Source organism: Absicoccus sp., assembly GCF_034090965.1.
Lineage (GTDB): Bacteria > Bacillota_I > Bacilli_A > Erysipelotrichales > Erysipelotrichaceae > Absicoccus > Absicoccus intestinalis.
Window position 1 is genome coordinate 1 of sequence record NZ_JAXDRQ010000057.1, and the last position, 13,744, is coordinate 13,744.

The 13,744-nt window shown below is 40.2% G+C and carries 15 protein-coding genes; all 15 read right to left on the reverse strand.

Annotated elements, in window-relative coordinates; translation table 11 throughout:
• Positions 1–154 precede the first annotated feature (154 nt).
• Positions 155–400, reverse strand: coding sequence for an ATP synthase F0 subunit C (gene atpE / locus SOS22_RS08330; protein WP_128520107.1), 246 nt, complete (start codon positions 398–400; stop codon positions 155–157).
• A gap of 25 nt (positions 401–425) precedes the next feature.
• On the reverse strand, positions 426–1,133 hold the full coding sequence (gene atpB / locus SOS22_RS08335) for a F0F1 ATP synthase subunit A (protein ID WP_320325951.1): 708 nt from the start codon (positions 1,131–1,133) through the stop codon (positions 426–428).
• The gene (locus SOS22_RS08340) at positions 1,117–1,479 is read right to left on the reverse strand and encodes an ATP synthase subunit I (protein WP_320596913.1); all 363 of its coding nucleotides are present in this window, start codon (positions 1,477–1,479) and stop codon (positions 1,117–1,119) included. The genes atpB and SOS22_RS08340 overlap by 17 nt, the downstream gene beginning before the upstream one ends.
• Positions 1,480–1,487: 8 nt before the next feature.
• Entirely contained in the window at positions 1,488–2,108 is a 621-nt protein-coding gene (gene upp, locus SOS22_RS08345; RefSeq protein ID WP_320596914.1) for a uracil phosphoribosyltransferase, read from the reverse strand.
• 63 nt (positions 2,109–2,171) lie between these two features.
• A complete protein-coding gene (locus SOS22_RS08350; protein ID WP_320325954.1) occupies positions 2,172–2,924 on the reverse strand; it encodes an MBL fold metallo-hydrolase in 753 nt (250 codons plus the stop codon).
• Positions 2,914–4,260, reverse strand: coding sequence for a replicative DNA helicase (gene dnaB / locus SOS22_RS08355; protein ID WP_320596915.1), 1,347 nt, complete (start codon positions 4,258–4,260; stop codon positions 2,914–2,916). The genes SOS22_RS08350 and dnaB overlap by 11 nt, the downstream gene beginning before the upstream one ends.
• Positions 4,261–4,263: 3 nt before the next feature.
• A complete protein-coding gene (gene rplI, locus SOS22_RS08360; protein ID WP_320325956.1) occupies positions 4,264–4,713 on the reverse strand; it encodes a 50S ribosomal protein L9 in 450 nt (149 codons plus the stop codon).
• Positions 4,694–6,661 carry a DHH family phosphoesterase gene (locus SOS22_RS08365; RefSeq protein WP_320325957.1) on the reverse strand — a complete coding sequence of 656 codons (1,968 nt, stop codon included), beginning with the start codon at positions 6,659–6,661 and terminating at the stop codon, positions 4,694–4,696. The genes rplI and SOS22_RS08365 overlap by 20 nt, the downstream gene beginning before the upstream one ends.
• Position 6,662: 1 nt before the next feature.
• Entirely contained in the window at positions 6,663–7,535 is an 873-nt protein-coding gene (locus SOS22_RS08370) for a hypothetical protein (protein ID WP_320596916.1), read from the reverse strand.
• A gap of 48 nt (positions 7,536–7,583) precedes the next feature.
• A complete protein-coding gene (gene rpsR, locus SOS22_RS08375) occupies positions 7,584–7,814 on the reverse strand; it encodes a 30S ribosomal protein S18 (protein ID WP_128520116.1) in 231 nt (76 codons plus the stop codon).
• 15 nt (positions 7,815–7,829) lie between these two features.
• The gene (gene ssb / locus SOS22_RS08380) at positions 7,830–8,291 is read right to left on the reverse strand and encodes a single-stranded DNA-binding protein (protein WP_320325959.1); all 462 of its coding nucleotides are present in this window, start codon (positions 8,289–8,291) and stop codon (positions 7,830–7,832) included.
• Between the two features lie 10 nt (positions 8,292–8,301).
• The gene (gene rpsF, locus SOS22_RS08385; RefSeq protein WP_320325960.1) at positions 8,302–8,598 is read right to left on the reverse strand and encodes a 30S ribosomal protein S6; all 297 of its coding nucleotides are present in this window, start codon (positions 8,596–8,598) and stop codon (positions 8,302–8,304) included.
• Positions 8,599–8,698: 100 nt separating this feature from the next.
• Positions 8,699–9,571: a putative ABC transporter permease gene (locus tag SOS22_RS08390; protein WP_320596917.1), complete on the reverse strand. Its 873-nt coding sequence runs from the start codon at positions 9,569–9,571 to the stop codon at positions 8,699–8,701.
• A complete protein-coding gene (locus SOS22_RS08395; protein ID WP_320325962.1) occupies positions 9,568–10,818 on the reverse strand; it encodes a 2-hydroxyacyl-CoA dehydratase in 1,251 nt (416 codons plus the stop codon). Before SOS22_RS08395 ends, SOS22_RS08390 begins: the two co-directional genes overlap by 4 nt.
• A 1-nt stretch (position 10,819) precedes the next feature.
• On the reverse strand, positions 10,820–13,738 hold the full coding sequence (locus SOS22_RS08400; RefSeq protein WP_320325963.1) for an acyl-CoA dehydratase activase: 2,919 nt from the start codon (positions 13,736–13,738) through the stop codon (positions 10,820–10,822).
• Positions 13,739–13,744 lie beyond the last annotated feature (6 nt).

Genomic DNA, 13,744 nt, shown 5'->3' on the forward strand with positions numbered 1-13,744 from the left:
ATCAAATCTTGACGCTTCTTCACAAAAGCTAAGATCTTATCCCAAAAAAAATGTTTCGCAAATAATACGATCAAAATCGTTGAAATCAACGTCATGATCATATCTTGCAGATTGATACGCAGGTAGTTTGCTACGTTAAAATCAACCATAAGACCTATGCCGCCTTAACAAAGATCAATAGAATCGCAATGACCAAGGAATAGATACCAGTTGTTTCGGCTAAGGCAATACCTAATACCATGGTCGAGTTGATCTTCGATTGCGCATCGGGATTACGACCAACTGCTTCGGCACCACGACTCGCCGCAATACCTTGACCAATACCAGGCCCTAAACCAGCGATCATCGCAATTCCTGCACCTAAACAAGCCATACCTTTCACAAATTCTTCATTAAACATAAAATATTGTCCTCCTTTTGTTTATTTAGTCCGTTGGCGCTACTTGTTCTCCTAAGAAATAAGAACCCAACGTAAAGAAAATAAATGATTGAATAAATGCCGAGAAACAATCAAAATACATGTGCAAAAATGGCGTTGCGATATACCCAAGCACACCCCACGGCATCGTGATCTTCATCAATGTATAGACCAACATCATGATGATGTATCCGGCCAGCATGTTTCCAAACAAACGCATCGTCAAAGAAATAACCGGTGCTACTTCACCAATCAAGTTCAATGGATATAAGAACCAAAACGGTTGTGCCCATTCCTTCAAACGCGATACAAGACCCGCCTTTTTAATTCCATATGCCTGTACCATCACAAATAAGCTCAAAGCCAAGGTTCCATTGAAGCTCACATTGGATGTTGGATTTTGTAGACCAAGAAGACCCATTAAGTTACTAGCGATCATCATAAAAAACAACGTACCAAAAATAGGCAGATACTCCCATGTTTTTTCCCGTAAATTCGGTTTGATGACATACATGATCGCATTGAGCATCTCTTCTGCTACATATACCACACCCGTTGGTTTCTTTGAAGGATCGGCTTGATCAATTTTCTTGCCAGCAACATAGAAGAAGATCGCAAACAAAATGCATAAACAAAACCACACCAAGATGGATTGTTGGATCTCCAAATGAAAACTTCCCATTTGGATCTCTAATGCACTAACTTGCTCTCCCATGATGATCCTCCTTATCTATTTGTGCATAAGCCAAAAGACTGGCTTTATGCATTAAAAACCCAACCAATACACCAAGAATCGAAAGATGCATCCAAGCACAAATCACCAAGATCAAACCATACATAGTATAGCGAACCACATATCCTTTTTGACCTTGTGCCTTGCCATCTTCCATAGATAAAGATTGCGTCAAACGAACAATCGAACGATAACCTAGCAATCCCATCCCTAGACCAATTCCAATGCTGCATGCCACTTTTCCATCAAAGAAAACCCAGCCAATCAAAGCGGCTACGATGCCAAACAAAAGTGATGTGCGAACAACGAAATCCGTCATTTTCTGCATGGCATCCATTACTTCGTACCGAAAATTCGATCGCCTGCATCTCCTAAACCAGGAATGATATATCCATGCTCATTCAAACGCTCATCCAAAGCAGCTAAATATAGATGTACATCTGGATGCACTTTTTCCACGGCATTGACCCCTTCAGGGGCCCCAACCAAACAAACCAAACGAATCGATTGGGCGCCATGGGCCTTGGCCATATCAATCGCGGCTATGCTTGAACCACCGGTTGCCAACATCGGATCAACGATGATCACTTCGGATTCTGGAAAATCTTTTGGATATTTTTCAAAATACACTTGTGGTTGTAACGTCTCTTCATTACGGAACATACCAACATGCGCTACTTGAGCCGTTGGAATCAAATCCATGATGCCCGAAACCATACCTAAGCCGGCTCGCAAGATGGGCATGATCACAACCTTCTTAGCCAATTCCTGACCGACATAAGGGGCCATAGGCGTTTCAATTTGAATATCTCGAGTTGGTAGATCGCGCGTCACTTCATACACCATCAAGCCACCAATTTCATCTAAATTCTGACGAAAATCTTTCGTTCCGGTATTCTTGTTTCGCATGATCGTCAATTTATGACGAATCAATGGATGATTAATCACTGTTAACATTTGTTTCTTTTCTCCTATTCAACATCTTACAATTATCTATTTTAAACAAAGAAAAAAGCGTTTTCAATACAACACTTTTCCAATTGTGCATACATCAAATTGATTGGCTGCTCGCAAGCGAATGCCTGCATGTGTCGATCCCTGCTTACGAAACGCGTCCTCTAAAACATCCAATGCCAATTGCGGATGATTTGCTTCCTGCGAAAGATGCGCCAAAACAATTTCCTTGGTTCTTGTATTGACTACCTGCATCAAATTATGCGCAGAATCCTCATTGTTCAAATGGCCATCATCCCCTAAGATCCGCTGTTTGATAAACATGGGGCGGCTTGTCTGCATGAGTTTTGCCACATCATGATTGCTTTCGAAAATATAATAATCCGCATCCTGTAAGTATTCTTTTTCTTCATTGGGAACAAAACCCGTATCGGTGATATAAACCAACTTTTGGGTTTGCGTTTCGATCACATAGCCCACTGTCTTTGGCGCATCATGCGATAAACGAATAACCCGAATATGAAAATCTCCCAAATCAAACGTTTCATTGGGACATACCACATGATGCTCTTTCAAATCATCGATTTCGCAATAGGAATACACTGGTAAATGCGCCACATCCTTGATCCGTGATATATGATCCTTATGCGTATGTGTGATTAGTACTCCATCACTGTCATTGATATCTGCCTGCACTTGATCAAAAGCTTTCGCCAAATATTTTTTGGTTGAGCCACAATCAATCAAGAGCTGTGAATGCGCGCTCCGAATCAAACAACTATTTCCTTTCGATCCCGAACACAATAAATCAATGCGCATAAATATCATCTCCTTGACTGGCATAATTCGTAAAGCGCGACAAACTCTTTTCAAACGCTAAATGAATCTTGCCAATGGCACCATTTCGATGTTTTGCCAACGAAAGATCAACCACTTCCGTATCACTTTCCTCTTCTTTATCCTTTTCATAATAGTTTTCACGATATAAAAACATGACAATGTCCGCATCCTGTTCAATGGAACCTGATTCACGCAAATCCGATAATTGCGGTTCATGATCCGTTCGTTCTTCCACTTTTCGTGATAACTGGGATAGCGCGATAACGGGACAATCCATTTCTTTCGCTAAGATCTTTAAATTACGTGAAATATCCGACACCTCTTGTTGACGAGATTCTTGACGCCCACCCGTGATCAATTGCAGATAATCGATGACAACTAAAGAAAGTTGGTCATGTTCACTCTTTAATTTCCGACACTTCGAAAAGATTTGTGATACCCGGATGCTCGAAGTATCATCGATATAAATTTCGCGTTCGCTTAAATGCGAAGCTGCTGCATTTAACTTCGACATATCCGACTCATTCAAATGACCACTACGTAACTTATCGGCATACACACGGCTTTCACAACTCAACAAACGCTTCATCAAACTATCACTTGGCATTTCCAAAGAAAACATCGCCACACAACCGGCATTGCGCTTGGCCACTTGATTCAAAAAATTCAATGCCAAAGCCGATTTTCCCATGGCTGGACGAGCCGCGAGAATAATAAGATCCCCTCTTTGAAAGCCATTGGTGATCCCATCCAGATCCGTAAATCCAGTTTTGATTCCAGTAACACCTTCATGATTGCGTAATTCATTTAATTCCGCAATGACTCGATTACTGATTTCGCGACTCGATTCAAATTCCGCACCACGACGAACCCGGGTCACATCCATGATTGAACGTTCGGCTTGATCCAATACCGCATCGATATCACTGCTATCTGTATAAGCTAAATTCGTGATCGCATCACTTGTTTGGATCAAACGACGCAATTGCGCTTTATTTTTTATCTCTTCAATATAAGAAGGGACAATCGATGGGCCAATCGCTGTATCCACCAAAGAGACAATATAATCTGCCCCTCCAGCACTTGCCAATTGATCCTGATCTTGGAGTCTTGTCATCACCGTGATTTGATCAATGGGTTTACCTTGTTCATGAAGGTCAAACATCGTTTGATACAGACGCTGATGAGCAGGCAAATAAAATTCTTCCGCTTCTAGGTCGGCATCCAAACACATCGTGAAAACTTCGGGCCACATCATCATAGCTCCCAAAAGTGCGCACTCTAATGGTTGACTATTGGGTAACTCGCGCACCATGGCTTACCCCTTTTGGCGAACTTTTACGACGATTTCGCCAATGACCTGATTCCGATACAGATCAACTTTGACACGCGTAGTTCCTAAACTCGAAATGGGTGCATCCAATTCAATTTTTCGTTTATCAATTTGAATGCCTTTCTTTTGTAAGGCAGCCACAATATTCTTGGTCGAAACAGACCCAAAAACTTGGCCATTGGCCCCTGCATTCAACAAAAATTCAACGGGTGTGTTTTCCAATTGTTCTTTAATGGCTTCGGCCTCTTTTTTTAATTCCGCCTCTTCTTCTTTACGCACTTCCATTTGTTGATCCAATACTTTTTTGGATCCCTTGGTATACGCTACGGCATACCCATTCTTGATCAAATAGTTGCGTGCATACCCATCACTCACTTCTTTGACTTCATCTTTTTTTCCTAATTTACGAATATCTTTAAGCAAGATTACCTTCATCCTGTTCTTCCTCCTTCTGTAATACTTCCAATAATATGGTCTTGCATTCATTTGGTGTTAAATCATTTCGCTCCACGGCAGCCGCCGAAAAATGGCCACCCCCCTGCAATTGCTCCATGATCTTTTGCACATTGAATCGACCCAAACTTCGAGCGGAGACAGCTGTTACTTTTTCTTTGCCTTTTAAAGGTGCAATCACAAACGATGCATAACAGCCTTTGACCAAGGTCAACGATTGTGCTGCTTTCGCTAACATGGTCTTATCTTGTGGCTCATCCACACAAACAACCATAAAATGACCATATTGTTTGGCTTGATCGATCAAATGATTTTTAGTTTTAAATTCATCAAAATTCACGCAAAGTGCCCGTTCTGCCAAGTTTCCATTGGCACCCCACGAACGCAAAGCAGCCGCCGCTTCAAAAGTACGCGAATCCGTATGCATCTTAAAACGATTGGTATCGACTAAAATACCCAAATACATGATGGTTGCTTCGGTTTCATAGATAGGAATATGATTAGGAACATTTTGCATCAATTCAACGATCAATTCACAAGTCGAACTAGCGCCACTTTCCACATACGCTAATTTCGCATTGGAAACAAAGTGATCCCCGCGACGATGATGATCGATCACGATCACATTCTTACAAAGTTCTTCAAATTTTTGAGCACTTGAAATTGCACCTACTCCATGGTCTACCATGATCAACAAATCATTCTCCAGATCCATCATTTCATAGGCTTCATCTGGAGAAACAAATGTATGACGATCTAAGATCGTTTGATGATAATGATCCATCGTTTCCTGAAGTTGCGCATCACGAGGTACATTCTTTAACACGATATAAGCGGATTTTCCTAAAGATTTGACCCAGGCCGAAACGCCTAAGGCAGCTCCCATACAGTCAAAATCCGAATCGACATGTCCCGCAATAAAAACTTTTGGTGCATCTTTGATCGAACTTTGGATCGTTTGCCCCATGGTATGTACACGCACCTTCGAACGACTGGAAGCACTTTCACTGTTGCCCCCAATATAACGAACCGAACCATTCGCATTGCGGAAAGCCACTTGATCCCCACCACGCGATTGCGCCAATTCAATCAATTCATTGACCATGCGATCCAGCTTGGTAAAATCATTGGTCCCATACGCAAAAGCCATGCTTAAGGACATCGATACATCCAATTTATCGGCTTCATCCTTGATGATTTGTAAGATGGCAAAATTTTCAGCTTGAAGTGCCTTAAAGATTTCACGATTTAAAACCAAGAAGAAACGATCCGATCGCAAGCGTCGAATCAAGATACCATGATCATGGGCCCATTGAACGACGGGAACACGCAAATGCGTATTGATCAAAGCCATCATATCTTCACTTTCATAGCTTTGGTACTCCATATAGTTATCCAATTGGATCAAGCCAACCACAATACTATTTTGTTCATAGATCTTGGATAATTTTTTGTATTTAGTGACATCCCGCACATATAACACATTGGATTCTTCCGCCCGAATGATTTCATAATACGAATCTTGATAACGACCAATGATCGCATCCACTTTATCTTCGAACAAATGACGAATATCCCGAATCCAAGCTGTTGCTTTTTTATTGACAATATCAATGTTGCGTTTCTTAAAAAAATCCGATGCCCAAGTAACGACATATTCATCATCATAGGTCAATAGACCAATATTGCCAAAATTCAGAGCGCCTTTGGCATCTTTTCCTAAAAAGCGCGAAATATCCACTTCCGTCTTGACACCTTGTTTGTGAACTGTCGACCAAAACCCATAAAAAGCAGCAAGGAAAAGCAAAATAATGACAAACAACATGCCTGCTTCCCATCGATAGCCACCATTGATTTCATAAACAATAAAAATGACAGAGGCAATACTTGCGAAAATGATCAATGAAATCCATTTTTGAAAATCTTTCATACTACTCCCTCGAGTCTAATTGTTGTCGGGCTCGCAAGCCACACAGACAATCCAAAAGGCCCGCTACGACCCAGATGCCATTCACAATTGGAATAAAGGCACCTATAATGGCAAAAAAAGCCCATTTTCTTTGCGATTTTTGAATCACTTTATTCATAAAATATAAAACACCGAAATAATCCAAGACCATTAGATCTAAAATGGTGAGCACTTGGAGCAAATCGGTAATATCTACGCTTAAGTGTAACACATTCTGGCTAAAAAGGTATAAAACACACATGAGGATCGAAAGAATGCCAAACCAACGAGGTGGCAACATCTTGGTGATGGGTTTGATAGGTACCATATCAATTTTTAAGCGCATGCAGATCATCAATCCAACCATATGGATAGCTAAAGCTTCCATTGTACCCAATACGATCACAAACAAGAAAACCAAAACACGCAAATGAATAGTTGGGAATAAAGCAACAATGTCCTTAAAATCCGTATTCACATCATACCCAAAAATGCCTGCCCATAAGTAAATGATCAAAGCCGTCGCAATGATCGACAGGATCGCCGTCAATAAAAAATTACTCATATGACTTCGTTTATGATAAACGCCAGATCCATATAAGTAACCAATCAAGATCGCCGACCAACTATAAAACCAAGTGGTAAAACCACCAAATAAAAAAGTCATCAAGATCATTGCCAGGGAGACGATACCACCTCCATAGTTGCCATACATCGATGTATAAATCAGGATTGGAAAAGCAAAAAGCCAATTGGCCGATGTTTCAATGGTCAATGCGGTTTGTTGATTCAAAAATAATAATAAGCCATAAATGGCACACATCATTGCGCCACGAGTAATTTGTTTAGTGTCCATATTCATATTCTACCATAACATAAAAAAAGATGCTCATTGAGCACCTGATTAATCAACGACATAAGGCAATAAAGCCATTTGACGAGCACGCTTGATTGCTTTCGCAAGCATTCTTTGATATTTTGCACGTGTTCCCGTTACGCGTCTAGGAATAATTTTTCCATTCGCATTGATAAAACGTTTTAATAATTCAACATCTTTATAATCAATGTATGTGATCTTATTTTTTGTGAAGTAACAAACCTTTTTACGGCCCATACGTTGTTTTCTAAATGCCATGTTATCCTTTCCTTTCTAGAATGGTAAGTCATCACTCGCAATATCGAGTGTATCATTTTCATCAAATGAAGTATCAAAAGAAGAATCCATTGGTTGTTGCGGTTGTGGTTGGCTTGGCATTGGATTCGAATTATAGCTTGTCGCATTTTGTTGCGATTGAGCACGCGATTCCAAGAACGTAAAATTATCAACAACAACTTCTGTCACATAGACACGCTGTCCTTGTTGATTTTCATAATTTCGTGTTTGCAGACGTCCATCCACACCAATCAATGATCCGCGATGTAAATATTGTGCCATGGTTTCAGCTTGGCGATTCCATGCGACACAGTTGATAAAATCAGCTTCCGGCTGACCTTCTCGGCGAAAATTACGATCAACAGCCAAAGTAAACGATACAACCGAAGTTCCACTTTGCGTTCTACGTAATTCCAGATCTCTTGTCAAGCGACCCGTTAATACGACACGATTGATCATGATCTACCTCTTACTTCTTTTCGTCTTCTGTTTTTACAACCATGATACGGATAATACTATTGCTAATACGAGCTAAACGTTGATATTCAGCAATACCTTCATTATTGGCAGTTACATTCACAACTGCATAATGTCCTTTTTTCATGTGATCGATTTCATACGCAAATTCTTTGATTCCCCAATCATCGAATGAATCAATGGTTCCACCATTTTCAGTGATTGTGTTGTTCAAACGATCCGTTACCTTTTGGAACTGATCATCATCTAAAGATGCGTTGACAATGTACATGATTTCGTATTTTTTCATGTGTACACCTCCCTTTGGTCTTTTGGTTTCTATGCGAAACAGAGAGCAAGCGCAAACTTGCTCTGTAATAGTAGCACTTATTTCCTTTGGTTGCAAAGAATTATTTCAATTTCTTATTCAATTCATCCGCTACTTTCTTCAATTCCACAAAATCTTCTTCCACTTGTCGTTCAGGGAATGCATTGGCCGCATGCGTATGTTGTAGATCACGAATCTTATCCATATTTTCATGGAAAGCATGGACACGATCGGATAAATCACTTTTCTGATTTAACCAATCAATAAATTCATCTTTATGCGCATCCCAATCTGCCACATAAGCCAATCGCTTCTCTTTTTCTTTTGCACGCATATTATCCCATTTGGCCAATCGAATCGCTCGATCTTGTTCATATTGAACCTGAAAGGCTTCCATATCTTTTTGAATTTTCTCCATGATATGTTTCCGTTTGAACAAGCTGATCAGTGTGAAGATAGCATCGATCACGAAGACAACGGTAAATATTTGAACAAACGGTTCCACAAATGACCATGGAACTTTTTGGCCCGAAGCATTCGCAAACATCGGATGGACAATATAAACCAACACCAACAACATGAGTCCAAATAGAGTACTATTCAACAAACAAACACGTCCATGAATATTATACTTTTTATGCGAATAATCCCACCAACGCATATGAAAGAGCTTTTCCATCAACCAGGAAGTAAAATACTCCAAGATCGTACATAGTAAGCCCCCCACAAAGAAGATCACCAAAGGATTTGGGGTCTGGATGGGCATATTTCCTCCCAAAGGATACAAGGCAATCAAAGAACCCAATCCATAAATAGGAATATATGGCCCATAGAAAAAACCACGATTCACAAAATGTCTTTTTCCGATGCTCACATAGGTTGTTTCACATACCCAACCAATCATCGAATAAATGATGAAATAAAAATAAGCATAAACAAAATCAGCCCCACTCATTGATACTTCTCCTGTTTGGCTTGGGCATTTAGACGGGCATTGGCCATCATCAAACGAATACGATTTTCTTGATTGACCTTCGATGCCGATGGATCATAATCAATCGGTGCAATATTGACTTGGGGATATTCTTCCTTGATTTTCTTAGTCATTCCTTTTGCGACAATGTGATTTGGTAGACAACCAAAAGGCTGACACATGATGACATTATCCACGCCCGATTTCACCAACGATACCACTTCACTTGTCAATAACCAGCCTTCACCCATTTTCACACCTGGATCGATCACCGTTTTTCCATTGGCAATCACTTCACTAAAATCATCCGGTGGGGTAAACGTGCCATCCGCCTGAATGGCATCACGGAAGGTTTTTTGCATACGCATGATGATATCCTTGGCCAATTGATAGAAATAATGCGTTTTGGCATGCATATGATAATAGTTATAATCAATGATTCCATTTTCAATAGAATACAACGCAAAATCCATCACGCCGGATAAAACCGGTTCAAATCCCTCTTGCATCAAATAATCTTCCAGATGTTGATTGCCTAATGGCGAATACTTCATATAGATTTCGCCCACGATGCCAACCCGAATTTTTTTATCCGTCGTACGTTCTACGGTTTTCATACGATCGATCATGATCTTATAGATTCGTTTGGATTTGCGATAATCCCCCGTTTCAAAAGAACCCATCAATTCATCGACAATCTCGTCAATGACTCGTTCCGTCTGTCCCGGATGTACTTCATAAGGCTGTACTTGATTTTTTAACCACATCAATGCATCCCCATATAAAGCACCATACACAACACGCAAGATCAATGGCAGTGTAAAATCAATCCCACTATCTTTTTCCAAACCGGACATATTCGCAGAAATAACGGGAATATAGTCCCAACCTTCTTGTTCCAAGGCTTTTCGAAGTAAAGATAAATAGTTGCTGGCACGACATCCACCACCCGTTTGGGTAATGGCTAAAGCCACATGATTCAAATCATATTTCCCGCTTTTTAAGGCATCGATCATTTGACCAATGACCAATAAGGCCGGATAACACATATCATTATGTACATGAGCCAATCCTTGTTGACGAATATTGTCATTATCGGTCTCTAAGACTTCCAAATGATAGCCATTCATCTCAAAAACAGGTTTTAGAAACTTAAAATGAATGGGTAACATACTAGGGACAAGGATCAAATGATCCTTTTTCATATCCGAGGTAAACTTCGTATACATATTAAGCTCCTTTCTCTGCTTTTTCTTCAATAGCCCCTTTTAAAGAACGCAAACGAATACGGACCGCACCTAAATTATCCACTTCATCGATTTTGATCTGCGTATAGAACTTATCCGCTGATTTAAGAATGGATTTGACCTCATCGGTCGTTACGGCATCCAGTCCGCATCCAAAACTTACCAATTGCACTAAGTGCATATCCTCGTTTTCACAAACATAATGAGCAGCCTGATACAAACGGGCATGATATGTCCATTGATTCAATACATTGGTTGGATGTGGTGCTTGTTCCGGTACGGATTCTTCTGAAACAACCACAAAACCCAATTGTGTCAATAATTGATTGATCTGATGATTGATCAATGGATCCAAATGATACGGACGACCACACAAAACAACAATGGGATACTGATTCTTTCGAGCAAAATCAACAAGTTCATTATGCTTGATATGTAGCTCATACATAAATTCATTATAGGCATTGACACCCGCATGCAACGCAATTTTAATATCTTTTTTCTTAAAAGAAATACCTGCTTTTTCAAAATGCACTTGAATGGCTTGAATAAATTTCTTTTCATCATCAAAAGATAAGAAAGGGGAAATAAATTTTGTATCACCCAGATCCATATTATTTTGAATGACTTGTGGATAGTAAGCCACAATAGGACAATTGTAATGATTATCACCCAAATTTTCATCCACATTGTAGGTCATACAAGGATAGAAAATCGTATCCAAATGATAATTCAATAGTTGCTGGATATGACCATGCGTGACTTTCGCTGGGAAACAAGCCGTATCCGATGGAATGGTTTGTTGTCCCAATTGATAGGTTTCTAAAGTACTTGGCAAAGACCAAATAACTTGATAGCCCAAAGAATCAAAGAATTGAGACCAGAAAGGCATCAAATCATAGTTATTCAAGACCAAAGGCATCCCAATCTTCTTCTTATGTTTGTACTTAGTCCGCACCTTTTGAAGCATGGCCATTTTGATCTTATACATATCCGGCAATTCCACTTCGGCTTTATTTAATTTCAATGGACGCTCACATTTATTACCTGCAATCAAACGCGAGCCATCCGAGAAGGTATTGATCGTCAATGCGCAATGGTTCGTACAAAGATCACAAGCCCGACTTTCCGAAGTATGACGGAAAGTATCCAGTTCCTTGGCCGTCAAAATAGCACTTGGTGTACGATGTAACTTTTGTGCATACAAAGCAGCACCATAAGCCCCCATCAAATGAGCAATGCTTGGACGAATGACATTGTATCCTAATTCTTGTTCAAAAGAACGCAATACCGCATCATTTTGGAATGTTCCGCCTTGAACAACAATATGTTTTCCAATCTCGTTTTTGTTTCGCGTACGAATAACTTTATATAAGGCATTACGAACCACTGATCGACACAAACCCGCCGAAATATCTTCAACCGTCGCCCCATTTTTTTGCGCTTGTTTGACACCACTATTCATAAAGACCGTACAACGCGTACCAAGATCAACGGGATGTTTGGCTTTTAATCCCAATTTCGCAAAAGTCTTAGAATCATAGCCTAAGGAATTCGCAAAGGTTTCAATAAAGGATCCACACCCCGAAGAACAAGCCTCATTTAAGATAATATCATCGATATGGCCATCACGAATCTTGAAACATTTAATGTCTTGTCCACCAATATCCAAAATATAATCCACATCAGGATTGAATGTCTTGGCAGCGGTATAATGCGCCAAGGTTTCAACCACACCCCCATCCAAATGGAAGGCATGGCGCATCAATTCTTCCCCATATCCGGTCGCATATGCACCATAGATACGAATATCTGGATTAGTCTTATAGATTTGTTTCAAATCCGCTAATACCACATCCAATGGATTTCCTTTATTGGATGAATACGAATCATATAGGATCTCTCCGGATTCACCAATCAATGCCAATTTGGTGGTTGTCGAACCACTATCGATTCCTAAATACGCTTTATCCGTATACGTAGCTAAATCCCCATATTTCGCATCATGACTTTGGTGACGTTTCTTAAATGCTTCATAATCGGCTTCGGTTTCGAACAATGGTTCGGATTCAGACATTTCCATTGGAGCCGAAACCGCATCCGTAAGAATTTTCTCGAGTTCTTCTCGTGTATAGGTTTTATCAGCGCAAAGAGCTGTTCCTAAAGCCACATAATGAATGGCCGTATCGGGACAATTGATTTGATCATCCGTTAAATGCAACGTTTCTTGAAAACGATCACGCAAACCCGAAAGGAAGTATAAAGGGCCCCCTAAAAATAAGATATTACCCTCAATCTTATGGCCTTGTGCCAAAGATGTCACGGTTTGTCCGACAACCGCTTGAAAGATGCTCGCACAGAGATCGCTTTTCGCAACACCTTGATTGATCAGTGGTTGAATATCACTTTTCGCAAATACACCACAACGCGATGCGATCGGATAGATACGATGATATTGAAGACTCGCTTCATTCATTTCTTCCAAACTCATATTGAGCAATTGCGCCATCTGATCAATAAAAGCACCCGTACCTCCAGCACATTGAGAATTCATTCGTTGTTCGATGCTTCCTTTAAAAAATAAGATCTTGGCATCTTCTCCACCCAATTCAATGGCACAATCCGTTTCTGGATATAATTTCTTGGTGGCCATAGCGGATGCGAATACTTCTTGGACAAAAGGTAAACCGGCCATTTCACTCAAACCAATGGCACCGGAACCACTGATTGCAAATGTGAATGGTTCCTGGGTATATTTTCGTAATTCAATTAATTTATCTAAGGCCTTCTGACGTACTTGCGCTTTATGTCGTTCATAGCTACGATACATGATTTCATTGTTTTCATTCAAAACAACAGCTTTGATCGTCGTACTGCCAATGTCAAATCCAATTCGATACATCGTTGC